At 63.8% G+C, this 25390-nt stretch carries 22 protein-coding genes, 1 tRNA gene and 1 pseudogene; 8 read left to right on the forward strand and 16 right to left on the reverse strand.

What is annotated here, in order from left to right; genetic code table 11:
• Positions 1–2: 2 nt before the first annotated feature.
• Positions 3–1739, reverse strand: coding sequence for a 2-isopropylmalate synthase (gene leuA / locus NKI47_RS00625; protein WP_352586725.1), 1737 nt, complete (start codon positions 1737–1739; stop codon positions 3–5).
• 810 nt (positions 1740–2549) lie between these two features.
• Here leuA and NKI47_RS00630 point away from each other — a divergent pair.
• The gene (locus NKI47_RS00630) at positions 2550–3716 is read left to right on the forward strand and encodes an ATP-grasp domain-containing protein (RefSeq protein ID WP_352568041.1); all 1167 of its coding nucleotides are present in this window, start codon (positions 2550–2552) and stop codon (positions 3714–3716) included.
• Between the two features lie 4 nt (positions 3717–3720).
• Positions 3721–4497 (forward strand): esterase family protein, encoded by a 777-nt coding sequence (locus tag NKI47_RS00635; protein WP_352568040.1) that lies wholly within the window; start codon positions 3721–3723, stop codon positions 4495–4497.
• Between the two features lie 30 nt (positions 4498–4527).
• Here the strand turns inward: NKI47_RS00635 and NKI47_RS00640 are convergent.
• Positions 4528–4647 (reverse strand): annotated as a pseudogene (locus tag NKI47_RS00640) (IS5/IS1182 family transposase); the annotation flags it as partial.
• A gap of 78 nt (positions 4648–4725) precedes the next feature.
• Here NKI47_RS00640 and NKI47_RS00645 point away from each other — a divergent pair.
• Both NKI47_RS00645 and NKI47_RS00650 read left to right on the forward strand, forming a co-directional pair.
• Positions 4726–4811: transfer RNA gene (locus NKI47_RS00645), tRNA-OTHER, on the forward strand.
• Between the two features lie 204 nt (positions 4812–5015).
• On the forward strand, positions 5016–6092 hold the full coding sequence (locus tag NKI47_RS00650) for a siderophore-interacting protein (RefSeq protein WP_352568039.1): 1077 nt from the start codon (positions 5016–5018) through the stop codon (positions 6090–6092).
• 257 nt (positions 6093–6349) lie between these two features.
• On the opposite strand, the gene NKI47_RS00655 is transcribed toward NKI47_RS00650, so the two are convergent.
• The 6 genes from NKI47_RS00655 to NKI47_RS00680 form a co-directional block, all read right to left on the reverse strand.
• Positions 6350–7564, reverse strand: a complete 1215-nt coding sequence (locus NKI47_RS00655) for an MFS transporter (RefSeq protein WP_352568038.1) — start codon at positions 7562–7564, stop codon at positions 6350–6352.
• Positions 7564–9651 (reverse strand): TonB-dependent siderophore receptor, encoded by a 2088-nt coding sequence (locus NKI47_RS00660; RefSeq protein ID WP_352568037.1) that lies wholly within the window; start codon positions 9649–9651, stop codon positions 7564–7566. The genes NKI47_RS00655 and NKI47_RS00660 overlap by 1 nt, the downstream gene beginning before the upstream one ends.
• A 186-nt stretch (positions 9652–9837) precedes the next feature.
• Positions 9838–10926 (reverse strand): AbrB family transcriptional regulator, encoded by a 1089-nt coding sequence (locus NKI47_RS00665; RefSeq protein ID WP_352568036.1) that lies wholly within the window; start codon positions 10924–10926, stop codon positions 9838–9840.
• A gap of 272 nt (positions 10927–11198) precedes the next feature.
• Positions 11199–11507, reverse strand: coding sequence for a putative quinol monooxygenase (locus tag NKI47_RS00670; protein WP_352450553.1), 309 nt, complete (start codon positions 11505–11507; stop codon positions 11199–11201).
• Between the two features lie 49 nt (positions 11508–11556).
• Positions 11557–12354: an SDR family NAD(P)-dependent oxidoreductase gene (locus NKI47_RS00675; protein WP_352586729.1), complete on the reverse strand. Its 798-nt coding sequence runs from the start codon at positions 12352–12354 to the stop codon at positions 11557–11559.
• A 171-nt stretch (positions 12355–12525) separates the two neighbouring features.
• Positions 12526–12984 (reverse strand): DsrE family protein, encoded by a 459-nt coding sequence (locus tag NKI47_RS00680; protein ID WP_352586731.1) that lies wholly within the window; start codon positions 12982–12984, stop codon positions 12526–12528.
• A 101-nt stretch (positions 12985–13085) separates the two neighbouring features.
• Between NKI47_RS00680 and NKI47_RS00685 the strand changes: the two genes are divergently transcribed.
• Positions 13086–14174: a hypothetical protein gene (locus NKI47_RS00685; protein WP_352586733.1), complete on the forward strand. Its 1089-nt coding sequence runs from the start codon at positions 13086–13088 to the stop codon at positions 14172–14174.
• Between the two features lie 229 nt (positions 14175–14403).
• Here the strand turns inward: NKI47_RS00685 and NKI47_RS00690 are convergent, their stop codons facing one another.
• On the reverse strand, positions 14404–15333 hold the full coding sequence (locus NKI47_RS00690; RefSeq protein ID WP_023679526.1) for a cation diffusion facilitator family transporter: 930 nt from the start codon (positions 15331–15333) through the stop codon (positions 14404–14406).
• 32 nt (positions 15334–15365) lie between these two features.
• On the reverse strand, positions 15366–17555 hold the full coding sequence (locus tag NKI47_RS00695; RefSeq protein WP_352586735.1) for an anthranilate synthase: 2190 nt from the start codon (positions 17553–17555) through the stop codon (positions 15366–15368).
• Between the two features lie 320 nt (positions 17556–17875).
• Between NKI47_RS00695 and NKI47_RS00700 the strand changes: the two genes are divergently transcribed.
• The gene (locus NKI47_RS00700) at positions 17876–18646 is read left to right on the forward strand and encodes an isocitrate lyase/PEP mutase family protein (RefSeq protein WP_352586737.1); all 771 of its coding nucleotides are present in this window, start codon (positions 17876–17878) and stop codon (positions 18644–18646) included.
• Between the two features lie 14 nt (positions 18647–18660).
• On the opposite strand, the gene NKI47_RS00705 is transcribed toward NKI47_RS00700, so the two are convergent.
• The 3 genes from NKI47_RS00705 to NKI47_RS00715 form a co-directional block, all read right to left on the reverse strand.
• The gene (locus tag NKI47_RS00705; protein WP_352586739.1) at positions 18661–19710 is read right to left on the reverse strand and encodes a M14 family metallopeptidase; all 1050 of its coding nucleotides are present in this window, start codon (positions 19708–19710) and stop codon (positions 18661–18663) included.
• A gap of 101 nt (positions 19711–19811) precedes the next feature.
• Positions 19812–21191: an FAD-containing oxidoreductase gene (locus NKI47_RS00710; protein WP_352586741.1), complete on the reverse strand. Its 1380-nt coding sequence runs from the start codon at positions 21189–21191 to the stop codon at positions 19812–19814.
• Positions 21188–21649: a DUF4126 domain-containing protein gene (locus tag NKI47_RS00715; protein ID WP_352586742.1), complete on the reverse strand. Its 462-nt coding sequence runs from the start codon at positions 21647–21649 to the stop codon at positions 21188–21190. Before NKI47_RS00715 ends, NKI47_RS00710 begins: the two co-directional genes overlap by 4 nt.
• A gap of 145 nt (positions 21650–21794) precedes the next feature.
• Here NKI47_RS00715 and NKI47_RS00720 point away from each other — a divergent pair, with 145 nt between their 5' ends.
• Positions 21795–22352, forward strand: a complete 558-nt coding sequence (locus NKI47_RS00720; RefSeq protein WP_352586744.1) for a sugar O-acetyltransferase — start codon at positions 21795–21797, stop codon at positions 22350–22352.
• Positions 22353–22410: 58 nt separating this feature from the next.
• Here NKI47_RS00720 and NKI47_RS00725 read toward each other — a convergent pair whose 3' ends face one another.
• The 3 genes from NKI47_RS00725 to NKI47_RS00735 form a co-directional block, all read right to left on the reverse strand.
• The gene (locus NKI47_RS00725) at positions 22411–22920 is read right to left on the reverse strand and encodes an RES family NAD+ phosphorylase (RefSeq protein ID WP_352586746.1); all 510 of its coding nucleotides are present in this window, start codon (positions 22918–22920) and stop codon (positions 22411–22413) included.
• Positions 22917–23396 carry a type II RES/Xre toxin-antitoxin system antitoxin gene (parS, locus tag NKI47_RS00730; RefSeq protein WP_502898015.1) on the reverse strand — a complete coding sequence of 160 codons (480 nt, stop codon included), beginning with the start codon at positions 23394–23396 and terminating at the stop codon, positions 22917–22919. The genes NKI47_RS00725 and parS overlap by 4 nt, the downstream gene beginning before the upstream one ends.
• A 187-nt stretch (positions 23397–23583) precedes the next feature.
• A complete protein-coding gene (locus NKI47_RS00735) occupies positions 23584–24573 on the reverse strand; it encodes a helix-turn-helix domain-containing protein (protein WP_352568026.1) in 990 nt (329 codons plus the stop codon).
• Positions 24574–24701: 128 nt separating this feature from the next.
• On the opposite strand from NKI47_RS00735, the gene NKI47_RS00740 reads away from it, so the two are divergent.
• Positions 24702–25349, forward strand: coding sequence for a cysteine hydrolase family protein (locus NKI47_RS00740; RefSeq protein ID WP_023679515.1), 648 nt, complete (start codon positions 24702–24704; stop codon positions 25347–25349).
• Positions 25350–25390: the final 41 nt, after the last annotated feature.

Raw genomic sequence — 25390 nt, forward strand, 5'->3', positions numbered from 1 at the left:
GGCTAGCCGCCCTTTCGGCCGACGATGCGGTTGGCGGCCGAAACCACGGCTTCTAGCGAGGCGGCGACGATGTTGGTGTTGATACCGGCGCCGAACAGCTTGCCGCCCGGATGTTCCATCTCGACATAGGAAATGGCCGAGGCATTCGAGCCGCGCTGCATGGAATGCTCGGAATAATCCAGCACCGACATCGGCACCCCGACATGGCGCGACAGCGCATCGACGAAGCCGTCGATCGGGCCGGTGCCGGTGCCTGATATGGTCACCTCCTTGCCTTTGTCGAGGATCACCGCTTCGACCACGCGCCGGCCCTTGACCTCGGTGTCGGGATAGGTGTGGTGGTCGAGGAACTTCAGCCGCGCGCCGGGCTGGTCGACATAGGTGTCGAGAAAGCGCTCGTAGATGCGCTTGACCGGCACCTCCTTGCCTTCGGCGTCGGTGATCGCCTGGATAGCCTGGCTGAACTCGATCTGCAGGTTGCGCGGCAGGTTGAGGCCGTAATCCGCATGCAGCACATAGGCGATGCCGCCCTTACCGGACTGCGAGTTGATGCGGATGATGGCTTCGTAGCTGCGGCCGACATCGGCCGGGTCGATCGGCAGATAGGGCACCTCCCAATGCGGCGTGTTGGCCTTGCGCAGCGCCTTCATGCCCTTGTTGATGGCATCCTGGTGCGAGCCGGAAAAGGCGGTGTAGACGAGCTCGCCGACATAAGGGTGGCGCTCCGGGATCTTCAGCTGGTTGGAGTATTCGTAGACGTCCTTCATGCGGTTGATGTCGGAGCAGTCGAGCCCGGGATCGACACCTTGCGTGTACATGTTGAGCGCCAGCGTGACGATGTCGACATTGCCGGTGCGCTCGCCATTGCCGAACAGCGTGCCTTCGACGCGGTCGGCGCCTGCCATCAGGCCGAGTTCGGTGGTGGCGATGCCGGTGCCGCGGTCATTGTGCGGATGCAACGAGATCAACAGGTTCTCGCGATCGTCGAGGTTGCGGCACATCCATTCGATGCGGTCGGCATAGATGTTGGGCGTCGACATCTCGACCGTAGAGGGCAGGTTGATGATCAGCTTGTTTTCCGCCGTCGGCTTGACGATCTCGGTGACGGCGTTGCAGATCTCCAGCGCCACTTCGAGCTCGGTGCCGGTAAAGCTCTCCGGCGAATATTCGAAACGGTAGCCGCCGCCGGCTTTCGCCGCCATGTCGGTGATCATCTTGGCCGCATCTGTGGCGATGCGCTTGATCCCGGCGACGTCCTTCTCGAAGACGACGCGGCGCTGCAATTCGCTGGTCGAGTTGTAGAAATGGACGATCGGGTTGGTGGCGCCCTTCAGCGCCTCGAAGGTGCGGGTGATCAGTTCCGGCCGGCACTGCACCAGCACCTGCAGCGAGACGTCGGCGGGCACGTTGCCCTGTTCGATGCACCAGCGGGCGAAATCGAAGTCGGTCTGCGAGGCCGACGGAAAGCCGATCTCGATCTCCTTGAAGCCCATGTCGAGCAGCAGGGCGAACATGCGCGCCTTGCGTTCCTGGCCCATCGGATCGATCAGCGCCTGGTTGCCGTCGCGCAGGTCGACCGAGCACCAGATCGGCGCCTTGTCGATCACTTTCGAAGGCCAGGTGCGATCGGCAAGGCCGACGGTCGGATAGGGTTGGTATTTGCGGGCAGCGTCCGGCATGCCCCTCGCGGGCCTGGCGGTTTCCTCTACATTCAGACGGATATCTTCTCGTGCGTTCATCGTCTTTTCTCCCGGCGGCTCGCGGATCCAGCTTCAGGCAGATTGGTGGCGAGCGGCGCCTTTACCAGAATTTCGTTCGCTTGATGTGACGTGCCAATTTGTGACTGGCCAAGGAGCGTGCGCGTGAGCGGCAATTCGACCGCCGGGCGCTCCTTCAGCGAACCCGGCGATCGCCGATAAGGCCGAGAAGCAGCAGGGTCGAGGCGAGCGCGCGGACGGTCTGGCCGGCAATGCCGGTCGGACGGGACGCAAAAGAGGTGGCGCGCGGGCTCATGGCGGATTTCATACAGGAGCGGGCAAAGCGAGGCAAGTGGGAGCATTGGAGGTGGGTGAAGCTGCCGATCCAGCCTCTCAAGACCTGGGTTCCTCGCCCCGCGAAGCGGGGGAGAGGTGGCCGCCCACGGGTCTTGCCTTCGGCAAGCCCGTGGCAAGGCGCCGCGGCCGGTGTGGGGGCGTTCGTAGGGCGCAGTCCCCTCTCCGTCTCGGCTTCGCCGAGCCACCTCTCCCCACTTTCGTGGGGCGAGGAACCCAAGCTGCAATGAAGGCGCGGCGCCGACATGAAGCGATTTTTCCTGATTACAGCAACTTTGTTCTTGCTTTGTGCCGGCAGCTATGCTACTAATTTGGGTATGGTGCTGACTGGCGCCGAGGACCCGCCGTCGAGGCGGGTTTTTTATTTCACGGTTTTGGCGTCACCTTTCGCGGACCCAGCCGCTCACCTGATCCAGTTGCTCTTCCCCGAGCCCGGCAAATGCGCCAGAGTCGATTGTCGGCGGGGGTGCAATGGCTCGCCGCCGGGAGGGATCGTCCATGAACTTCGTGTTCTTCTCGCCGCATTTTCCAGCCAATGGCGCCGATTTCTGCGACCGGCTGAAGAAGGCCGGCGCCACCGTGCTCGGCATTGGCGACGCGCCGTTCGATGCGCTGGACGGCAAATTGAAGGCAGCCCTTTCGGAATATTACCGCATCGACGACATGGAGGAGTACGAGCCGGTGTTCCGGGCGATCGGCCATTTCATCCACAAATGGGGCCGCGTCGACCGGTTCGAATCGCTCAACGAGCATTGGCTGGAGCTGGAAGCCAATATCCGCACCGACTTCAACATCTTCGGCACCAAGCTCGACTTCGTGAAGAATTTGAAACGCAAGAGCCGCATGCGGGCGTTCTTCCGCAAGAGCGGCGTCGAAACCATCCCGCAACGCAAGTGCTCCGACCGCGCCGGCGCCATGACCTTCATCCGCCGTGTCGGCTATCCCGTGGTGGTGAAGCCGGATTCCGGCTCCGGCGCCTCGAACACTTTCAAAATCTCCAACGCCGGCGAACTCGACAGCTTCTTCAGGGACAAGCCGGAAGGCGTCAGCTTCGTCATGGAGCAATTCATCGAAGGGCTGGTGGTGACCTATGACGGGCTGGTCAACCGCGACGGCGAGGTGGTGCTGGCCGCCAGCCACCGCTACGACCAGAGCGTCATGGAGGTGGTCAACCGCGACCGCCATATGAGCTATGTCTGTTTTCCCGAGATCAGCCGGGCGGTCGAGGAGGCCGGCAGGAAAATCCTCAAGGCGTTCGACGTGCGCGAGCGCTTCTTCCACATCGAGCTGTTCGAAACCAGGGACGACCGGGTCATCGCGCTGGAGGTCAACATGCGGCCGCCTGGCGCCTGGATGACCGATGCCATCAATTACACCTTCGATATCGATGTCTATGCCGCCTGGGCCGACATGGTGGTCAAGGACGCCGCCGGCGGCCCTTACAGGGGCAAGTATTTCACCGCCTATGCCAGCCGCAAGCGGCACCTCAACTATATGCACAGCCATGCCGACGTGCTGGCCGCCCATGGCGGCATGATCGTCCATCATCACGCCATTGAGGAGGTTTTCAGCCGCGCCATGGGAAACTACGCCTATCAGCTGCGCTCCACCGACCCGAAGGCGCTGCGCCGGGCGGTCGACTACATCCATGCGGAAAAGGCGTGAGGCGATGGACGTTTCCTACCACAAGGGTTTTGGCCGCAACCTCGGCCGCGACATGGAATACAAGCGCTACGGCCATGCCGGCCGACCCGTGGTTGTGTTCCCGACTTCGCAAGGGCGGTTCTACCAGTTCGAGGATTCCGGCGCGGTCTCGGCTCTCGCCGAGTTCGTCGACACCGGTCGCATCCAGTTGTTCACGCTGGACGGCATCGATGCGGAATCCTTCTTCGACCGCCATGCCGAGCCGGCCCATCGCATCGCCCGGCATGAAGCGTATTTCCGCTATGTGCGCGAAGAGGCGCTGCCGGAACTCCTGTCTGTCGCGGCCGAGGCCAATGGCGGGCGTACGCTGAAGCCGCTGTTTTGCGGCTGCTCGATGGGCGGATATCATTCGTCGAATTTCGTCTTCCGCTTTCCGGAGCTGGCCAGCGGCGTCATCGCGCTGTCGGGGGTTTACTCGACCCACGATTTCTTCGGCAGCGCGCTCGACGGACAGATTTTCTTCAACTCGCCGCTCGACTACCTGCCCGGTATCGTCGATCCGGGGCTGCTCGTCAGGCTGAAGGCGCTGCGGCTGATCTTCTGCTGCGGGCAGGGTGCCTGGGAGGAACGGATGCTGGCCGATACGCAGGCGCTGGAACAGATCCTGCGTGACAAGTCGATTCCTGCCTGGGTCGACTATTGGGGCGGCGATGTCGCCCATGAATGGCCGTGGTGGCACAAGCAACTGGTCTATTTCTTCGCCCGCTGGCTGGACGACGATCTGATGCACCGGCTGGATTAGGCCGTAGACTCATAAGCGCAGCCACAGTCGCCTTGAGAAGATGTCGTTCAGCACGCGGCGGTCATCCACACGCGGCACGCCTGGCGGCTTGTTGGGCAGGAGCGGCTCGATCACGCGCCACTCGAAGTCGGGCAGGTCGTATCGGCTCATGCCGACGCTGAATCGGCTCGGACGCCACAAGAGAAGCCTCGAATGGCGATCCGCGCAAATTTGCGCTACGAGGCAGGTGCCAGCGTGACGGAATTGGTAAACGTATCACCACAGTGATCCTGAGCCTCTTGGCTCAGGTGCGGGTTCGATCCCTGCCGCTGGCGACGCGCCGCTTTACGAGTTCACGACCTAGAGCATGTCGATATTTAGGTGATGCGGCCTGCAAATGGACTTCCCTTCAGCCTGATTTCAAAACATGACTATACTTATCATCTTTTAGTGGAAACAGCGGGCCGGCTGTGGCATTCCGGCGTGGCGAGGACGCCGTATGGCGAGCTCGGGTTCAAATGGCACCGAAAGGCTGAGCGATGGAGCAATTGAGTGCGCAAACCCGGATCAGCGGTGCCGTCATCCGGTCGGTGATGGACAGGCTGCGCGCCGAGCACGGCGAATCCGAGATCGATACCGGCCTTGCCGATCATTGGGAATTTCGCACGCACTACGGCTCGTTGAAAGCGACGCTCGGTGACGACAACGTGCTGATCCGCGTCGCGGCCGAGGATGAAACCTGCCTGTCCTACATGAAGATGGCGGTCGCCGGCCATTTTTCGCAACATCTCGGCACGACCAGGGGCATCGCCTGGCAGGGCGACGGCAGTGATGCCGGCACGCCGGTGTTCTTCCGCGAGATCACGGTGCTGTCCTCGACGCGGATTTCTCCGCATATGCAGCGCGTCCGCTTCACCGGCAACGATCTCGGCCGCTTTGGCCGTGGCGGCCTGCATGTGCGGCTGCTGCTGCCGCCGCGCGGCAGGCTGCCGGTGTGGCCGTCGATGGGCGCCGACGGCCTGATGGTCTGGCCGTCGGGCGAGGACGCGCTTGTCGTTCGCGTCTACACGATCCGGGCGCTGGACGCCGCAAGTGGCTGGCTGGATGTCGATTTCGTCCTCCACCCCGGTATGGATACGCCGGCGGCCGCTTTCGCCGAAAAGGCGGTTGCCGGCGAGGTCATCGGCATGATCGGACCGGGTGGGGGCGGCGTGCCCGAGGCGCAAAACCTGCTGCTGCTCGGCGACGACACCGCGCTTCCGGCGATCGGCAGGATGCTGGAGCAGCTTTCGCCGTCAACCCGCGCCGAAGCGTTCATTGAGGTCGACGGCCCGGACGACCGGATCGCGCTGGCCGCGGGCGAGACCGTTGCCGTCACCTGGCTATATCGGCATGGGCGCGAGGCTGGCACAGCCAGCCTGTTGCCGGCGGTGCTGCGGCAGCGGAGCCGGACCTCGCTTGCCGACAATCTCTATGTCTGGGCCGGATGCGAGTTCGGCGATTTCCGCGAGATCCGCAGGATCGTCCGCAAGGAATGGTGTGTGCCGCGCGACCGGCATCTGGTCACCGCCTACTGGCGCCGCGGGACGCAAGCGGCGGACGGCGGCGAAGAATAGTGCACCGCCCCTCGGGGGCAGAGGATCGCATATGGATTCTTGCGAAGAAGACCCCCACCCCTAACCCCTCCCCACAAGGGGGAGGGGAACTTTTGCGGCAGCGCCACTCAGCGGCAAACTTCGACGATTCTAGCCGAAACAGCAGCGGCATCGTCCCCCACCCCCTTGTGGGGAGGGGTTAGGGGTGGGGGTACGCGGCCTGGCAAATGCCCCAAACTTCCATATGCGATTCCCCTGCTGCACAAGGGCGGGCGGGGTCACCGGCGGTCGGATACGAAGGCGATCGCCGGGGCGGCCAGAAGCGCGACGAGGCCGGCGCCTGCGAAGAACGCGCCATAGCCGAAATACTGCGCGGCGTAGCCGGCCGCGATCCCGCCGGCCATGCTCACCAGTGCGTCCATGCACTGGAACAGCGTGAAGTCGACGCCCGCCTGTCTTGGATCTGACCAGCGCATGAACTGCGCGTAAAGCGCGACGAAACCGAGAGCCATGAAGCCGGACGAACTGAGCACCGCGATGGCCATCAAAGCGGTGGTCGAGAAGCCACCAAGAAAATCGAAGACCGAAAAGAAGAACAGCGATCCGGCCTGCAGGAAAAGCGCCAGGACGAGCACGTTGCGCGGGCCGAACCATTTGACGAGAGCGCCGCCGGCGAGTGCGGCAGCCAGGCCGACGAACATGCTGCCGACGCCGTTGACAAGTCCGACCATCGAGAGGTCGAGCCCGGCGTCGATCAGGAATGGTCCGAGCATGGCGAGTGCCGCCTTCTGGGCCAGGACATAGATGGCCGACGCTGCCAGGCCGCGCCGAATTTCGTGACGCTTCAACGCGTCGAGGAGGCTGGGAACATGCTCGCGCGTCTCCTCGCGCGCGCGGTTGGCCACGCCAAGCAGGAAGGGCAGGCCGAGCGGCAGGAGCAGCAAAGCCATCGCCCAAACGGCGATGCGCCAGCCATAAGCGTCGACCAGAAACAGAAACAGGCCGGCGCCGATGGCCGAGCCGAGATAGGCGCCGCCGACCTGCGCGGCATTGCCCCAGCCGTGGTTTTCCTTAGCCAGGCTCTGCACGGCGAAACCATCGCAGGCAATGTCGACCGTCGAGGCGGCGAAGGCGACGATGGTCAGGCAGGCCAGAACCGGCCACCAGGCCTCCGGGCCGAGCGCGCCGACGGCCCACAGCCCGGCGATGGACACGAGCCCACCGGCGGCTACGATCGTGCCGGTGCGGTTCTTGCCGACCGGCGGCAGCCGATAGCGCTCGACGGCCGGCGCCCATAGAAACTTGAGCGCCCATGGCAGCGCGATCAGCGAGACCAGGCCGATCCGGTCGAGCGGCAGGCCCTGGTCGCGCATCACCGCCGGCAGGCCCGCCCAGGTGATGCCGCCGATCACGCTCTGCGCGACATAGAGCCCGCCGATCGCCAGGACGATCGCGACAGGCGTCGATGCCCGGCTGGAAACGGCGATCGACATCAGAAGCGGTAGCGCAGGCTAGCGAACAGCGAGCGGCCCTCGTCGCGGTAGCAATAGCCGGCCGAGCAGATGGATTTTTGAGTGTCGAACAGGTTCTTGGCGTTCACCTGCAGCTTCACGCCCTCGAGTTTGGGATTGCGGTAGCCGAAATCGTAGGAGAGCGAGGCGTCGACGAAGGCGCGCGCGTCGTTCTTGAAGGTGTTGGTGTCATCGCCATAGCTCGAGCCGGCGACGCGAACGCCGCTGCCCAGCCCGAGCCCCTGCAGCGTGCCGTCCTCGAACTGGTACTGCCCCCAGAGCGACAGGATGTGATTTGGCGTCGCCGACAGTTCCTTGCCTGCGGTTCCCGTGGCGCCGCGTTCGATTTTCACGCGCAGATAGGTGTAGGAGGCGAGTATGCTGAGACCGTTGTCGAGCGAAGCGCTGGCTTCCAGCTCGACGCCGCGCGAGTTCAGGTCGAGCTGGCGCTGCTTGTTAATACCGGTCGAGGCGTCGAAGACGACGCCATCCTTCTGGTCGATGTCGAACAGAGCGGCGCTGACGGCGGCGTTATAGTCGGCAAATTCGTATTTGACGCCGATTTCCTTCTGCGTCGCAATGGTCGGACGGGCGACGCGACCGACAGGGCTGCTGACATCGTCATAGACGAAGCCGATATTGGGCGAGAACGACGTCGAATAGTTGATATAGGGCGTGATGCCCCATTCGGTCTGGTAAGACAGGCCGAGCCGGCCGGACAAGGCACTGTCGTCCTGCTTGGACTTGGTGAAGTCGGCGGCGGTCGAGGTGGTGTCGGCCCAGTCGTAGCGACCGCTGGCGAACAGGGTGAAATCGTTCCACTCCATCTGGTCATGCAGGTAGGCGCCGAGCTGGTTCATCTCCTGCCCGCCATAGTAAGGAACCGGAGCAGCCTTGATGTCGTCGACGGAGACATAGGAGATACCGCTGCCGGCGTCATAATTGGACCAGGCGTAGTCGATGCCGGCTACCGCCGTGTGCCTGACTTGGCCGGTATCGAATTCGAACTGCGCCATGTTGTCGACGACGAAGTTCTTCATGGTCTCGGTGTAGTGGCCCCAGTAGCGTTTCAGATCCGGGCCGTCCGGGTAATGGCCGCTGTACTCGATGTCGCTGTCGACGGCGCTGTAGCGAAGGTTCTGCCGGACGGTCAGCACGTCGTTGAAACGGTGCTCGAACTCGTAACCGATACGGCCCTGGGTCTGGTCGAAGTCGTTCCAGGCGGGATCGCCCTCGTAGAGGTTCGTTAGAGCGCCACCTGAATTGTAGAAGGCAGCGGTGCCGCCGGTGACGGATTTCGAATATTCCCCGAGGATGGTCAGCTTGGTGTCCTCATCCGGCTTGAAGGTGACTGCCGGCGCCAGATAGATCTTGTCGTCGGGATAACCGGGCAGGTCGGTATCGCTGGTGCGGCCGAGGCTGGTGAAGCGATAGAGGATGCTGCCGTCTTCGTTCACCGGGCCGGAAGCGTCGAGTGCGGCCTGGAAGCGATTGTGTGCGCCGAGCAGCATTTCGACTTCGCGGAACTGTTCTTCCTTGGGGCGCTTGGTGACCAGATTGACGATGCCGCCCGGACCGCTGATGCCGTAAAGCGAGGAGGCCGGACCCTTCAGGATGGTGACGCCTTCGATGCCGTAGGGCTCGGTCTTGAACCAGGCCGAGGGGCCGTTGTACTGGCGCAGCCCGTCGCGGAACATACCGTTGTAAAAGGCCTGGAAGCCGCGCAGGAAGAAGGCATCATAGCGGGTGTCGAAGCCGAAGCTGTTCGGATTGGCGCTGGCGACATAGCCGAGCGATTCGTTCAGCGTGCGTGGCTTCTGGTCCTCGATCTGCTTTTGCGTCACAACCGAAACCGCTTGCGGAATCTTGACTATCGGCGTGTCGGTCTTGGTGCCGATGCGGTCCTTCTTGGCGACGTAGCCGTCTTGCACGAGGATCTCGTCGCTCTCGGCATCGACCTCGATCTTGTTGAGAACGGTGACGCCGCCCTGGTCCTGGGCGTGAGCCGGCGCGGACAGGCCGAGCAGGGTCATGCTGCCCGGCAATGATATCCCCAGGAGCCATGTCATCGTCCGTATCCGCATCAACTCGTCTCCACTCTTCCGTACAACATTGACGGAAGGGGGCTCTCAAATCTGAGTATTTGAGTCAAGTTATTTTTTGAGCTCGTGCGCGTGCTGGCCCGATACGGTCGGCGGCAGCAAAGTGCGACCGGTTTCAGGAAAACCGGCTGCGAATCAAGGAGAGGCAAGCTGCTATGGTTTGAGGCTTCTCGCCACCAGCCGCGCCACGCTTGGGCCGACCAGAAGCACGATCAGGAAGCGTGCCGATTGCAGCGCCATGACGAAGGAGATGTCGACATGCTGCGCGGCGGCGGCGATGATGGCGACGCTGTCCATGCCGCCGGGGCTGGTTGCCAGATAGGCGGTCAGCGGATCGATGCCGAGGAGGCGGCTGATCAGGAAGGCGAGGCCGCCGCAAAAGACGATCAGGGCAATGATCGAGCCGACGATCTGCGGCAGCGCGCGGGCCGCGTGGCGCAAAATGGCCCTGGTGAAATTCAGGCCGATGCTCCAGCCGATCATCGTATAGCTCAAGGCAAGCAGCCAGGGTGGCAACTGCATGGTCACGCCGAGCCCGAGATGGATCACGGTGCCGAAAATGAAGGTGCCGAGGAAAAACGGCGACGGCAGCCGGAAAAGCTTTCCGGCGAGGCCGCCGACCAGCGCCACGCCGAATGTTGCGGCCAAGCTCTGCGGATCGACCGGCGGGAACCAGACGATGGCCGGCACCTCGATGCCTGAGGTGTCGACCCAAAGCTTGGCCACCAGGGCTGCCGTCATCGAGACGCAGATGACGCGCAGATACAGCATGAAGGCGACGAGGCGCTGGTCGGCGCCGAAGGCACCGGCCATCAGCACCATGGCGGTGGCGGCGCCCGGCGACGAGCCCCAGACCGCGGTGGTGCCGGGCAGGATGCGCCAGCGGCTAATCAGCCAGCCGAGCAGGCTGGATGCCGCGACCGTCGCCATCACGACGCCAAGGAACAGCGGCCATTCCTTGTAGAAGACGGGAAAGATATCGGCCGAGATGGAACTGGCGACCAAGCAGCCGACGACCGCCTGGGCTGAGCCGAACAGAACCCGCGGCACGCGCACCGTGGCGCCGTTGGTGCCGGCAGCGATGGCCGCCAGCATCGGTCCGATCAAGAGCGCGGCGGGCAGGGCAGCGAGTTCCAGCGCGCCGGCAAACAGCACCGAGACCACCACCAGGACCGGCCACTGCCAGGCCCTGTGGATCCGCGCCAGGTGCTCGATGGCCGGCGGGTTCGGGGAAGAATCCATAGATGGGGCTCTTAGACCGGTGGCGAAAAAATGCGAACCCCTTTTTGCGCGGAAAAGGGCTTGGGTGGTAATGGCACCAACCATCCGTAGCGATCCTTCGCGCCCCCCTCTGTCCTGCCGGACATCTCCCCCTCGAGTGGGGAGATTGGCAGCTTCGTCGACAGCGCTCTTCTTTGAAGATTGGCGAAGGCCGAAGTGACATTCAATCTCCCCACTTGAGGGGGAGATGGCCGGCAGGCCAGAGGGGGGCGCTGTCCTGCCGGCCTCTCCCTCTATCCCGCCTTCACCGCCGGCAACCCGAACCCGCCAACAGGATGCGTCTCCACCTGGAACTCGAAGCCGGCGATGATCGGCCGTGCCTTGGCGATTGCCGCCTGGACTTCGGGCAGCTGCAGCGAAGCCTTGTGGCTTTCGGCGTCGGTCCACACTTCGGTCACCCAGATCGCGTCGGCATCGGCCGGGTCGGTGGCGATGATGTAGTTCAGGCAGCCGGGCATGGCGCCGGTGCTGGCGAGCAGGATATCCATCATTGCGTCACGCTGGCCGCGCATCGCCCGCATCTTGCCGATCAGTCCGTACATTCGCTTTGCTCCGTTGAGATGACGCAACCAGGAGTATGCAGTTCGTCGCCTACGGCATCAACTGGCCGCCATTGACCTCGATCACCTGGCCGATGATGTAGCCGCTCAACAGATCGGAGGAGAGGAACAGATAGGCGCCGACGCAGTCCTCGGCGGTGCCGGCGCGGCCCTGCGGGATGGTGGCGATCATGCCTTTCATCTGGTCGTCGGTCGAGTAGCGCTCGTGGAAAGGTGTCGCGATCGTGCCGGGCGCCACCGCGTTGACGCGGATGTTGAAACCGATCAGCTCCTTGGCCATGCCGCGCGTGACGTTGGAGACGAAGGCCTTGGCCGAGCCGTAAAGGCCGGCGCCGCCACCGGCGCCGTTGCGCGCGGCGATCGAGGAGGTGTTGACGATGAAGCCACCCTGCCGCTTCAGCCATGGGATTGCTTTGCGCGAAGCTGTCAGCACGGAACGCGCGTTGAGGTCCATCACCGCGTCGTAATGCGCCTCGGTCTGCTCGGCATAGGGCACGCGGCCGAGCATGCCGCCGGCATTGTTGACGAGGCCGTCGAGCCGGCCGAAATGTTGCGCACTGTCCTCGACGACGCGCTCGACATCGGCGGGGATCGAGAAATCGCCCTGGGTGAGGAACACGTCGCCGCCACCGTTGCGAATGGTCGCGGCCAGGTTTTCGGCGGCCACCCGGCTCGAATTGTAGTGCAGCGCGACGCGGCATTTCTGCGCGGCGTAGGCGAGTGCGAGCGCCGCGCCGATGCCGGTCGAGGCGCCGGTGACCAGGACCGCCTTTCCGGCAAGGTCGGGGATGACCAGAGAGGGGCTGACAAGGGTGGTGGTGGCTGGCACGTCTATTCCTCCGGGGACTCTGCCTGCTCTTCGTAGGCCCTCGCAGTCCTCGCGTTCAAGTCCGTAAAAGTTTAGAGCGGTTCACCGTTTCACGGAAACGGCGAACCGCTCCCTCTTTGTCTTGACGCAATTCCGGACGGAAAACCGTTTCACACTTTTCCTGGAATTGCCCTATGGCCTGAGATAGGCGTAGCCCTGGCGTTGCAATTCGGCGAGCTTGACGACGCCGCCCCTGTCGGCCGCATGGAAGCCGTCGAGCAGGTCGGCCAGGCCGATATCCATGCCGTGCATGGTATTTGCGCATGCATGCGGGCTGAGCCCATCCTGGACAAGGCCGGCGAAACGCCCGGAAATGGCGGCCGATATGCCCTTCGACTTGAAGGCGGCAAGTGCTGGGCCGTGCACGACAAGCGCGATGTCGACTTTGCCGTCGGTGCCTTCGAAGTGGTTCTTGATGTTGCCGAGCACGAAATTGACCTTGTCGAGGTCGCTGAGGTGATAGGCGACCTTTTGCCTTTCCTCTTCGGCAGCCGGCGGCTTGACTTCACTAGCTGCGGCCTTGATGGGGCGCAGCCCGAAAAGCCCGGCGGCCCCGGCAAGACCGACGCGGAAAATATCGCGGCGTCGCATGGCTTCATCTCCCATTTGGCCGGCCCGCGCAATTTGCGTGGCCTCGACCTCAATCCTAGCATAAATTGAAGCCACGTCTTGTCGGGGCAGGGGGAGCCAGCATGATATCAAGGACCGTGATGGGCGCCGGAGTTGGGGTTGCCTTGCTTGCCGCCGTCGCCGGTGCTGCTTTCGCCGACGACACGCTCAAACTCACCGAGCTCAGCCCCGACGGCAAGGACGCTTGCTTCGGCCGCGTCTACGACGCCGCGCATCTCAAGTCGCATCCGCAGCAGAAGGTGGCGCGCATCTTCTTCTATTACGGCCGCGATCCGGTCAGCCGAGCAAACGAGGAGCCAAGCACCGGCATCGATTCCTCCTACAATGGCTTCATGGCGACGACGGTACGCGGCGCCGAGGCGCCGGAATGGCTCGGCGGCTGGTGCAGTCATGAGTCGGAGGACGGCAAGACCGGCCCGATCCGCTGCGGCATGGACTGCGATCGCACCATGGCTTCGCTGAAGGTCGACGACAAAGGCCGGCTGATCGTCTCGGACGTGCAGCCCGATCTCTATCTCGACGCCGGATCGGAAGACGAGCTCGGCAAGGCGGAATACGAAAGGCAGGCGCTGGGCAAGGACGACAACGGCTTCAGGCTCGACCCGATGCCGGCCGCCACCTGCAAGGCGGAGTTCGCGCGCATCGACCCGATCGACCCGGCCCTTGGCCCGCCATTGCGCGAGCGGCTGAAGCCGGACCAGCCCTTCTGCTACGGACGCGACTACGACGCCGAGCATCTCGGCTCGCATCCCGATCAGCTGACCCAGTCGATCAGGGTTTTCCGCGGACCGGTCGAGCTGGCGTCTTTCGCCAAGGAGGGCGATCCGGCCAATTGGCCAAGCGGCGCCGATATCGCCGTTTCGGTTACCACGCGGCAGAAATCGGCCAAGGTCACGCAGGTCTATAACTGCCAGGGCGAGGGCGACCAGTGGCGCTGCGCGGCGACCGCGAAGACCGGTGATGCGTCCTGTGACATCGCGCAAAGGGAGGTCTTCCTTCGCCGCGGCGCCAACGGCACGATGATGCTGGCCAACCCGAACGGCGGCCTGCCGATCATCGATTTGTGTTCGAAAGCGGCGGAAGGCGACACAATGTCCGACGACAAGGTCTACCGGCTGGAGCCGATGCCGCAGGCTGCCTGCGGGCTTTAGCAGTTCAGAGACGCGATGCCGGCGAGACAGCACCCCCCTCTGTCCCGCCGGACATCTCCCCCTCAAGGGGGGAGATCGGCAGCTTCACCGACAGCGTTCTTCTTTGAAGATTGGCGAAAGCCAAAGCGACATCCAATCTCCACCCTTGAGGGGGAGATGTCCGGCAGGACAGAGGGGGGTGCTGTCCCGCCGACCTCAAGGTTTTGGATGGCGGCGTCCCGCCGCCACCTCACGCGAAGGGCACGGCCGTCGTGCCCTTGGGCAGTTTCGCCTCGTCGTCGGGCTCGACATGGATGATGACGCGGACGGAAGGGATCTCTGCCTGCAGCGCGTCCTCGATGCGGTCGCAGATGACGTGGCTGGCGCCGACCGACATGTCGGCGTCGACGACCAGGTGGAACTCGATGAAGGTGGCGCGGCCGGCGATGCGCGTCTTCAGGTCGTGGACCTCGAGCGCGCCCTTGCAATTGGCCGAGATGATGTCGCGTATGCGGATATGTTCCTGGGTGTCGACGGCGCGGTCCATCAGCCCGTTCATCGACGAGCCTATGACGTGCCAGCCCTGCCACAGAATGTTCAGCGCCACGATCACCGCAAGAGCCGGATCGAGAACCTGCCAGCCGGTCAGTACGGCGCCGACCAGGCCGATGAACACACCGACCGAGGTCGCCACGTCGGTCATGATGTGCCTGCCGTCGGCAACGAGAGCCGGCGATTTTTCGCGTCGGCCGGTGCGGATCAGCGTCAAGGCCCAGACGGCGTTGATGACGGTTGCGACGCCATTGACGGCAAGGCCGGTCCATGGCTGTTCCAGCAGGGCGGGATGCTGCCAGGACCACCAGACCTCATTGAGGATCAGCAAGGCGGCAAGCACGATCAGCACGCCTTCGAGGACGGCCGAGAAATACTCGGCCTTGTGGTGGCCGAACGGATGGTCCTGGTCGGCTGGCTTGTAGCTGACCTGGATCGCCCAATAGGCGGCGGCAGAGGCAATGACGTTGACGATCGATTCCAGCGCGTCCGAATAAAGCGCGACCGAACCGGTGACGTACCAGGCCACCAGCTTCAGGCCGAGCACGACGCAGGCGACGACGATCGACCAGAAGGCGAGGCTGGCGACCTTCTGCCTGGCGGCGGCTTTGATTTCTGCCGCGGTCACTGGGGAAAAGATCCCAACACTGAGCCCTCGAATTAAGCGGCCTTTTCCTTGGCCTTGCGCGGCAGGTGCGCGACAATGTTCTCGATGATGCGCATGCCGGCATTGTGGCCGAGCGTCATGATCGACTCCGGGTGGAACTGCACTGCGGCGATAGGCTCCTTGCGGTGCTCGAAGGCCATGATGATGCCGTCCTCGGTCTCGGCGGTGACGACAAAACCATCGGGCAGCCGCACCGGATCTGCAAAGATCGAATGATAGCGGCCGACCGTCACCTCCTTGGGCAGGCCGGAGAAGATGATGCCCGGCTTCGACACGCGGATGCGCGACGGCTTGCCATGCATCGGGATGTGCAGTTGGCGCAGCTCGCCACCATAGGCCTCGGCCAGCGCCTGCAGCCCGAGGCAGACGCCGAAGATCGGCAGGTCGCGCGCACGGGCCCGCTTGATGGTGGCGGCGCAGTCGAAGTCCTTCGGCGTGCCGGGGCCGGGCGAGAGCACGACCAGGTTTGGCTTCAGCCGGTCGAAGATCTCGTCCGGCACCGGCGTGCGCACCGTCGAGACGTTGGCGCCGGTCTGGCGGAAATAGTTGGCGAGCGTATGGACGAAACTGTCCTCGTGGTCGACCAGCAGGATGTTGACGCCGTCGCCGACACGCGCGGTGCTGCGTTCGGTGCTGGCGGCATTGCCTGATTTGGCGTCGCGGATGGCGGAGAGCATGGCGGATGCCTTCAGTTCGGTTTCGGCTTCTTCTTCCTCGGGAATGCTGTCGAAGAGCAGCGTGGCGCCGGCGCGCACCTCGGCGATGCCGTCCTTGATGCGAATGGTGCGAAGCGTCAGGCCGGTGTTCATGTCACCGTTGAAATTGACCATGCCGATCGCCCCGCCATACCAGGCGCGCGGGCTCTTCTCGTTCTGCTCGATGAAGCGCATGGCCCATAATTTCGGCGCGCCGGTGACGGTGACCGCCCAGGCATGCGACAGAAAGGCGTCGAAGGCGTCCATGCCTTCGCGCAGCCGCCCCTCGATGTGGTCGACGGTGTGGATCAGGCGGGAGTACATTTCGATCTGGCGGCGGCCGATGACGCGCACCGAGCCCGGCTCGCAGACCCGCGACTTGTCGTTGCGGTCGACGTCCGAGCACATGGTGAGTTCGGATTCGTCCTTCTTCGAATTGAGCAGCTTCAGGATCTGCTCGCTGTCGGAGATGGCGTCGTCGCCGCGCTTGATGGTACCGGAGATCGGGCAGGTCTCGACGCGGCGGCCGTTGACGCGCACGAACATTTCCGGCGAGGCGCCGATCAGATATTCGCCCTCGCCGAGATTGATGAAGAAGGAATAGGGCGAAGGGTTGATGCTCTTCAGCTTGCGGGAAATCTCGGAGGGCTGGGTTTCGCAGCGTTCGTAGAACATCTGCCCCGGCACCACTTCGAACAGGTCGCCGCGCTCGAAGCTCTTCATCGCCTTGCGCACCAGCTTGGCATATTCGCCGGGCTCGTGGTCGCCGCGCGGCGGGATGCGGTCGGCGGTCCTGAACGGCTCGACGATCTCGTCGCGCGGCAGGCCTTCGGTCGAGAAGCCATCGCCGGAATAGTCGTAGCGGTCGGTCCAGGCCTTGGTCGAATAATGGTCGACGACGAGGATCTCGTCGGGCAGGAACAGCACGAGGTCGCGCTGGCTTGGCTTGCGCTCGAGCTTGTAGTCGACCGGATCGAACTGGAAGGCGAGGTCGTAGCCGAAGGCGCCATAGAGGCCGAGATTGGCGTCTTCCTCGGTCTTGAACAAAGCGGTGATGGTGCGCAGCACGGTGAAGACGGAGGGAACGCGGCTGCGTTCCTCTTCAGTGAAGATACGATCGGGCTTGGCGACCTCGAGGCGGATGAGTTTGTTGGACGTCTCGGCGATCGTGACATCGTCAAGGCCGGCAAGCACCGTGCCGATCACCGGCAAAAGCACCTCGCCGCGGCGGTTCAGCGCCTCGATGCGCATGGCGCGGCCGCGTGCCGAGATCACCACCGGCGGATCGATGATGGCGGTGTCCCAGCGCGTATAGCGGCCGGGATATTCGTAATTCGAGGAAAACACGGCGCCGCGGCGCGAATTCAGGCCATCGACATAGCCGTCGATCGCCCCCTCGTAAGGCCGGTCATGGCGCTGGCGGGTAATCGCCACGCCACCCGCCGTGACGAAGCGCTCGGCGCCATTCTCCAGAATTTTCGTCGTCATTGCCGTCTCCATCAGCGTCTTTGGGGCAACGGACCCGGGAATGGCTTGAAAAAACAAATGGCCGCCCGGACATTCCGCTGCGGCCACCCTCTATTGTCACGCGAACGCGTTCGAACAGGCCGCTGTCAGCGAGCCCACCACCAAATGGTCTTGATCGAACGCATATTCATGGCGAAATCCATAGCCGCGAAAAGCGGTATGCGCAACAGGTTTGAAAGTCTGTGGGGTGGCTGCCGCTTTCGCAACCCATGGCACATGGCCAAGACCGGCAGTCCTGCCTAGACTCTGCATCAAACAGCAGGAAGACGGGAAAACATCAAATGACCCAGCAGTTCGACCGCGCACGGACGTTCCATTCCCTCCATGTCAAGGGAAACCCGATTGTCCTCTACAATGCCTGGGACCCAGGCTCCGCCAAGATCATCGAGAAAGCAGGGGCCAAGGCCATCGCCACCGGAAGCTGGCCGGTCGCGGCCGCTTTCGGATTCGCCGATGGCGAGAAAATCCCGTTTGAACTGGCGCTCGAAAACATCAAACGCATCGTTGCGGCGGTGGATGTGCCGGTAACCATGGACCTTGAGGGGGGTTACGGGGTCGCTCCGGAGGTTGTCGCCCGCAGCGTGACGCTCGCCGTGCAGGCTGGAGCCGTCGGCTTTAATTTCGAGGATCAGATCGTCGGCGGCAGTGGGCTGCACGACATCGCCATACAGGTGAGGCGGATCGAAGCGGCTGCAGCGGCGGTGAAGACGTCGGGTATTCCGGCCTTCATTAACACCCGAACCGACATTTTCCTGAAGACTAAACCGAATGCGCACGACAAGGCTCTTCTCGATCAGGCGATCGAGCGGGCGCACGCCTACGAAAGGGCCGGAGCGCATGGCTTCTTTGCGCCGGGGCTTGCCGATGAAGGCCTGATCGAGGCGCTCTGCGAGGCAACGGCATTGCCGGTCAACATCATTGCCCTGGCGCATGTGCCGCCGCGCCAGAGGCTTGCCGAACTCGGCGTCGCCCGCGTGAGCCATGGTCCGGTGCCGTACCGGCAGATGGCCGAATGGCTGGAGGCCAAGGCGCGACAGGCGATTTCGGGGTAGCCTGGCGGGGTGCGTCAGTCCTCCAGCGTTCCCGACCTTGCATCGACGCTCGTCCCGTCGCCGACCAGCTTCAAGAGGTCTTCGCCGGCGCGGATGATGCGGCGGGAACGCCGCGTCAGGATGAGGCCCGCCTGCGGCGCCAACACTTCCGTGCGGCCGTCGGGCTCGCCGGGCGCGTGGACGATGGTGGCAAGGCGCGCACCCTTGGTGACGCGGTCGCCCGGTTTCACGTCGTAAAGGATCGCGCCCGAGCGGGGCGCCGGCATCATCTCGATGTTTTCGAGCGGCGCGACGAGCCCAACGAAGCTGCCAGGCGCGGGCAGCGCCTGATCCTGGATTACGTCGCGCGCCACCAGCAGCCGGTAGAGCCCTTCGGCATCAGCGCCGGCGAGGGCGCCGTCGACATCGAGTATGCCGCGATATTCGACGGTGGTGGCGACGCGCCGGTCGAGGCACGCGACGTCGGCGGGAACGTTCTGATACGGCATGATCGAGGCGCCTTCGAAGGTGCCGTCGGGGTCTTCGTGCCACAGCATCACCGCATCGACGCCCATGGCCGCTGCACAATCCGCCATGGCCGGCCACAGGCTGGTGTGGACGTAAAGATAGGCGAGGCCCTCATCGTCGCAATGCAGGTCGAGCACGATGTCGTGGCCGATGGAGAGCTGCAGCAGCCGCGTTTTCAGCCGCTGGTCGACCGTGCCGTGCGCCGGCAGCAGCGTGAGGTCGGGCGCGGCGAGCCGCGGAAAGCCGCGATTGAAATTGGTGCGCGTGCCCAGATGAAAGCGGCCCTGATGGTCGCCGTAAAGATATTGCGCGCGGCCGATCGGATTAGCCCAGGGCACGATGGTCATATTGCCGGTGATGCGGCCTTCGGCTTCCGCCTTGCTGAGCATCGGCATCAGCGTGTCGATGGCGACGACGCCCGGCAATTCGCCGGCATGAAGTGCCGCCTGCAGATAGACGGAAGGCGCCGTCTTGTCCGTTCCGGCGAAGCGGAAGACGGGGAATTCGTAGGAAACGCCTTCGCTGTCGCCGGCGACGCGTTCGATGGACTTCTGCATGGGATGCCTCCGGGAGAAGAGGCGGAACACATGCCCTTTTGCCGCTGGGCTGTCGATTGGTCCAGCCGGCGCCGCCATCGGCGCACGATTCTACCCGGCCGTCACACCAGCGGCTTCAATTCCTGGGCGATGGTCGGCAGAAGCTCCGAGACGTTCGGGTGGATGTGCACGGCGCGCGCCAGCGTGCTGACCGGCGCTTTGGCATACATCAGGTCGAGCACGCAGTGCACCGCCTCGTCGCCGCCCGGGCCGAGCACCGAACAGCCGAGGATCTCCTTGGTGTCGGCATCGACCAGGATCTTCATGAAGCCTTGCGTCTCACCTTTTTCGACTGCACGGCTGACGCGGGTCATTGGCCGCTGGCCAACCAGGGCGCGGCGGCCGGATTTCCTTACCGCGGCTTCGGTCATGCCGCAGCGGCCGAGTGGTGGGTCGATATAGAGCGCATAGGCCTCGATGCGGTCGCTGACCTTGCGCGGATCGTTGTCGAGCAGGTTGGCGGCGACGATCTCGTAATCGTTGTACGAGGTGTGGGTGAAGGCGCCCTTGCCGTTGCAGTCGCCCATCGCCCAGATGCCGGGCACGCTGGTGCGCAACTGGTCGTCGACGACGATGAAGCCGCGTTTGTCGACCTCGACGCCGGCTTTGTCGAGGCCGAGATCGTCGGTGTTTGGCGTGCGGCCGAGCGCCAGCAGCACATGCGAGCCGACCGCAGCCGCCTTGCCTGGCGAGAAGGTCACGGCGATTTCGTTGCCTCGCCTGGCGAAGCGGATGTCGTCGGCGCCGAGATGGACGGCAATGGCTTCGTTTTCGAGGATCGACAAAATGGCGTCCGAGACATCCTCGTCCTCGCGACCGATCAGACGCGGGCTTTTTTCGATGACCGTGACTTCGGAACCGAAGCGGCGGAACATCTGCGCGAATTCGAGCGAGACATAGCTGCCGCCGACAACGATGAGATGGCGCGGCAGCACGTCGAGATCCATCATCGAGGAATTGGTCAGGTAAGAAATGCCGTCGATGCCGGGCAGGCCGGGCACCGAGGCGCGCCCGCCGGTGTTGAGGAATATCTTTTCGGCGCTCAGCAGATCGTCGCCGACGCGCACCGTGTTGGCGCTTACGAAGCGCGCATGGCCGCGATAGAGCGTGCATTTGTCCATGCCGGCAATCCAGTCTTCGAGATTGCCGCGGGCGTCGTTGGAGACCTTGTCCTTGCGCGCCTTGATCGCCTTGTAGTTTACGCCGACGGGACCGGATAGCGTCACCACCCCGTAATCCGCGGCGGAGCGGGCGAGATGCGCGGCATAGGCGCTTGCCACCATCGTTTTGGTCGGCGTGCAGCCGGTGTTGACGCAAGTGCCGCCGACCAGCTTTCGCTCGATCAGCGCCACGCTCATGCCGGCCGCATTCAGCCTGCCGGCGAGCGGTGGGCCGGCCTGCCCGGCACCGACGATAATGGCGTCGAATGTCTTTGCCGTCATGCCACCGCCGCCACGATCAGAAGCCCGCCGACGATCGCCACAGCGTCCTCGATGAAGGCGGCCGGCGGGTCCTTGCCGAAGGCGGCGGCCAGGCGTTTACGCGCCTCGGCGCCGCCCAGCGTGCCGATCACCGCGCCAACGGCGCCGGCGATCAGGCCGCTGATGGTGGCGCCGCCGGTCGCTCCGATCACCGCGCCGGTGAAAGCGCCCAAGACGATACGCGTGCCGAATTGCTGCGGCACCTTGCGGCTCGGCGCCGAGGGCAGCTGGTCGGTGACCAGTTCGGCGATGGCCAGGATGGTGAAGATGCCGACGGCGATCCAGTGGCCCATGAAGCTCGCCCAGGTGCCGGCGACCGGCAACCAGCCAAGCCAGGAGCCCCAGGCAACCGCGGCGGGCGCGGTCATGGCGCGAAGCCCGGCAACGATGCCAATCAGGAGTGCAAGAATGTACAGCATGATTGATCCCTCGATGGCGGCTTGGGACGTATCCGAGAGGGCAGGCTACCATAGGTCCGGTATTTGACCAGAGGTGGTGTCGCCGCCGGCGCTTCCGTATTTTCACCACTTGTGCTTTGGCAAAATTGAAACTGGAGTTGCAGCCATGGCCGGAAGCGAACGCATGAAAATGGCGGCGGGCGAGTGGTATTGCTGCCTCGATCCGGAACTGGAGGCGTTGCGCATCACGGCGCGAGACGCGGTGTTCGAGCACAACAGCCTGCCGCCCCGGCAGCGTCGCGACATCGGGCCTGGATTGCGGACGCTGCTCGGCGCTGCGGGCGAGGGCGCCCGGATCGAGGCGCAGTTCCACTGCGCTTATGGCTTCAACATCTTTCTCGGCGACCGCGTTTTTCTCAATGCCGGCTGCATCATTCTCGATACGGCGCCAGTGCGCATCGGCAAGGGAACGCTGCTCGGCCCGAATGTGCAGATCTATTGCGCCGAGCACCACAAGGAGGCTGCGGGGCGGCAGGCAGGGCTGGAGATCGCCAGGCCGGTCGAGATCGGCGACAATGCCTGGATCGGCGGCAGTGCCGTCATCCTCGGCGGAGTCAGGATCGGCGATGGCGCCATCGTCGGCGCCGGTGCTGTGGTGACGCGCGACGTGGCGGCGAACACCACGGTGGTCGGCAATCCGGCACGGGTAATCAGCAACAACTGAGCACCGTGCTTCTGTTGCCGGTCACGTCCTCGTTCTGATGGACATGGGGGCGGCTATGTCACTTGGCCGCAGGTGGATGCAACCGTGTGTCGAGCGCAAACGCCTCCTGGGTCTTCATGGCGTATGCCCCTCTGGCGAGGCTCGCGTCGAAGATCAGGTTCCAGCTATGCTGCGATACCGCGCTCGGAATTACCACGAACCGGTGCCGTTGCAGAAGATCGTCGCCAAACGCCTGTTGCCCGGAGCTCGGAATGCCCGGGCGCAACCAGTTGGGATTGGGCACGGCGGCGGGGTCGACGATATGCACATCCGCGACATCGCTGACGATTGCTGCCGTCATGACATGCGCAATCGTGTCGAGCGCCCTGAAGCCCTTATGGACCGCAACCTCGAGGATCGCAGTCGACGGATCGATCGAGCAGTAGACGGCGCGCACGCCCTTGCTGTTCCAGCGTCCGCCCACCCTGTATGCGCCCTCGCCACTATCCCATGTAGGCGCAAACGGGGCTTGATCGAGGCGCCATCCGATGAGGTCGGAGCCACCAAGCGCCGCCGGCAGCGGCGTCATGCATAAACGCCATATTCAAGCCGTTCCAGATAGTCTTCTACAAGCTCGATCCCCGCCGGCGTCGCCAGAAGGTCGATTGGACGACGCTGGTCGAGCCCAATCGCCGGGCGCTCCAGCCATTGCTCTGCCTCCGCCTGCGAACCGAACACGTCGGTAGCTTTCGACAGGATCTCCGCGAACTTCCAGGTGCGTCCGCTCTGGTCCTGACTGAGAGGCTTGGACGGAGCATCCTTGCGGCGCTGGTAGGTGCGCAGGCTCATGCCGACGGCCTTTCCCAGCGAATCGGTCTTCTGGATGAAGACGAGTTGCCCGATAAGATGGTCCAGCGCTGAAGCCGGCAGGCCGTGCAGAAGCAACTCGTGGGCATCCAATGCGCTGCTGAGGCGCCTTGCCAGAATGCGGCTGCCGCCTAGCAATTTCGCCACCTTCTGAAGTTCATTGTTTTTTGCTGCTGGCGCAGCCTTTTCCAATGCCATCGCCACGGCGAGCCCTCTTCGCGTCATCTGTCGCTTTAATATATGACAGATGACGCAGAGCCTTTCAAGCACGACAGGATCGAGAGCAGGGCAATCGCTTCGAGAGAAAAGATAGCCTACTCGGGCCAGATGGCAGTCCAACGTCGGCACTGAAGCGATTGCCCTGGAATCGAGCGCGAGCCGAATTTCACCTCGGCATGTGCGCCACGCGCTCCTCCTGAGCACTCTTCGAGAATTCGCGCCGGTACTGCGCCGGCGAGGTTCTGAGGCGCGCTGCGAAATGCTGGCGCAGCGAGGTAGCGCTGCCGAAGCCGGCCTCGAAGGCAACCGTGTCCATCGATTTTTCCGTTGCTTCCAGCAACCGTTGCGCCAGCTGGACGCGCTGGTCGGTCAGCCAGTCGCCGAAACTGGTGCCGATCGTTTTCTGGAAACGGCGCGTGAACGTCCGGCGGGTGAGGCCGGCGTGACCGGCAACGCTGTCCAGACTGTGCGGCTCACCCAGGGTTTTGCGCACCGCTTCGAGAGCCTGGGTGAAGCGGTCCGCATTGCCGGTCCTGGCGATGGGACGTTCGATGAATTGCGCCTGCCCGCCCTGCCTGTGCGGAGAAAGCACGATCTGCCGGGCAAGGCGAAGTGCCGCCTCCGCGCCGTAACGAGCCCGTACGACGTGCAGGCAGCAGTCGAGCCCGGCGGCGACACCGGCGGATGTCACGACATCGCCATTGTCGATGTAGAGCACTTCCGGTTCGACGAGAATGTCGGGATAGAGTTCCTGCAGCTGATCCGCGTAGGCCCAGTGCGTCGCCGCTCGCCGCCCCGAAAGCAGTCCGGTCGCCGCAACAGCGAACGTTCCCAAGCACAGTCCGACGATCAGCGCGCCGCGCTCGTGCGCGCCAAGCAACGCGTCGATCAATGCGGCTGGAGGCGAGCTCCCGAGATCCTTCCAGCTTGGCACGATGACGATGTCGGCGTCATCGAGCGTGGAAAGCCCGTGCGGGACGCTGATGGTCAGCCCGGCATCGGTGCGGATCGGCCCGTCCTCAATCGCGCAGACCCGGAAGTCGAAGCGCGGCAGGCCGAGCTCCGTGCGATCCGCGCCGAACACGAGACACGGCACGGAGAGATGAAACGGGCTGATGCCATCGAAGGCGATGGCGGCAACGGCAGGATCGGTCATGGGAGCTCCAGCAACGGGTGAGGCCGATTGTCCCAATTCTTTCGAATAATGTCAATCGGGACACTTTTTGCAATCCGGTGCCGAGCTTATCGTCCACCCATCAATGTCCAACGGGAAAGGAAAACCCCATGTCGCAACCAGCCAAAGGCAAAGCTCCACGCCGCGCCCTCATCGTCATCGATGTTCAAAACGACTATGACGGCGGCAACCTCGCCATCCAGCATCCGCCCTTCCGCGACAGCGTCGTCAATGTGGCGCGAGCGATGGATGCGGCCACCGAGGCAGGCGTCAAGGTGGTGGTCATCAAACAGTTGGCGCCGGAAACCTCACCGGTCTTCGCCAAGGGCAGCCATGGCGCCGAGTTGCACCCGGAAATCGCCAGGCGAAACCGTGACCACTACATCGAAAAGAACTTGCCCAGCGCCTTCACCGGCACGGACCTCGAGGAGTGGCTGCGCGCCAACTCTATCGATACGATCACGGTCATCGGCTACATGACGCATAATTGCGACCTGTCGACGGTCATCCACGCCGTGCATATGGGTTTTGAGGTCGAGTTCCTGTCGGACGCAACGGGGTCATTGCCGTACGCCAACAGCGCCGGCTACGCTTCGGGGGAGGAAATCCATCGCGTGGTGACGATCGTCCTGCAGTCGCGCTTCGCGGCCGTTCTCAAGACCGCCGAGTGGATCGATTGTCTGAAGACCGGCGTGGTACCCCAGCACGACACACCCTATGCCTCCAACCAGCGCGCGCTGGCGCGAAGCGCGGCTTAGGGACGAGCTCGTCGCGAAGTCGCCAAAAGGGCGCCGCAGCG

This window comes from Mesorhizobium sp. M0633 (assembly GCF_040320645.1).
Lineage (GTDB): Bacteria > Pseudomonadota > Alphaproteobacteria > Rhizobiales > Rhizobiaceae > Mesorhizobium.

Coding starts and splice junctions, on each gene's coding strand:
- leuA (WP_352586725.1), bottom strand. CDS start 1,739: ATGAACGCACGAGAAGATATCCGTCTGAATGTAGAGGAAACCGCCAGG.
- NKI47_RS00630 (WP_352568041.1), top strand. CDS start 2,550: ATGAACTTCGTGTTCTTCTCGCCGCATTTTCCAGCCAATGGCGCCGAT.
- NKI47_RS00635 (WP_352568040.1), top strand. CDS start 3,721: ATGGACGTTTCCTACCACAAGGGTTTTGGCCGCAACCTCGGCCGCGAC.
- NKI47_RS00650 (WP_352568039.1), top strand. CDS start 5,016: ATGGAGCAATTGAGTGCGCAAACCCGGATCAGCGGTGCCGTCATCCGG.
- NKI47_RS00655 (WP_352568038.1), bottom strand. CDS start 7,564: ATGTCGATCGCCGTTTCCAGCCGGGCATCGACGCCTGTCGCGATCGTC.
- NKI47_RS00660 (WP_352568037.1), bottom strand. CDS start 9,651: ATGACATGGCTCCTGGGGATATCATTGCCGGGCAGCATGACCCTGCTC.
- NKI47_RS00665 (WP_352568036.1), bottom strand. CDS start 10,926: ATGGATTCTTCCCCGAACCCGCCGGCCATCGAGCACCTGGCGCGGATC.
- NKI47_RS00670 (WP_352450553.1), bottom strand. CDS start 11,507: ATGTACGGACTGATCGGCAAGATGCGGGCGATGCGCGGCCAGCGTGAC.
- NKI47_RS00680 (WP_352586731.1), bottom strand. CDS start 12,984: ATGCGACGCCGCGATATTTTCCGCGTCGGTCTTGCCGGGGCCGCCGGG.
- NKI47_RS00685 (WP_352586733.1), top strand. CDS start 13,086: ATGATATCAAGGACCGTGATGGGCGCCGGAGTTGGGGTTGCCTTGCTT.
- NKI47_RS00695 (WP_352586735.1), bottom strand. CDS start 17,555: ATGACGACGAAAATTCTGGAGAATGGCGCCGAGCGCTTCGTCACGGCG.
- NKI47_RS00700 (WP_352586737.1), top strand. CDS start 17,876: ATGACCCAGCAGTTCGACCGCGCACGGACGTTCCATTCCCTCCATGTC.
- NKI47_RS00705 (WP_352586739.1), bottom strand. CDS start 19,710: ATGCAGAAGTCCATCGAACGCGTCGCCGGCGACAGCGAAGGCGTTTCC.
- NKI47_RS00710 (WP_352586741.1), bottom strand. CDS start 21,191: ATGACGGCAAAGACATTCGACGCCATTATCGTCGGTGCCGGGCAGGCC.
- NKI47_RS00715 (WP_352586742.1), bottom strand. CDS start 21,649: ATGCTGTACATTCTTGCACTCCTGATTGGCATCGTTGCCGGGCTTCGC.
- NKI47_RS00720 (WP_352586744.1), top strand. CDS start 21,795: ATGGCCGGAAGCGAACGCATGAAAATGGCGGCGGGCGAGTGGTATTGC.
- NKI47_RS00725 (WP_352586746.1), bottom strand. CDS start 22,920: ATGACGCCGCTGCCGGCGGCGCTTGGTGGCTCCGACCTCATCGGATGG.
- parS (WP_502898015.1), bottom strand. CDS start 23,396: ATGGCATTGGAAAAGGCTGCGCCAGCAGCAAAAAACAATGAACTTCAG.
- NKI47_RS00735 (WP_352568026.1), bottom strand. CDS start 24,573: ATGACCGATCCTGCCGTTGCCGCCATCGCCTTCGATGGCATCAGCCCG.
- NKI47_RS00740 (WP_023679515.1), top strand. CDS start 24,702: ATGTCGCAACCAGCCAAAGGCAAAGCTCCACGCCGCGCCCTCATCGTC.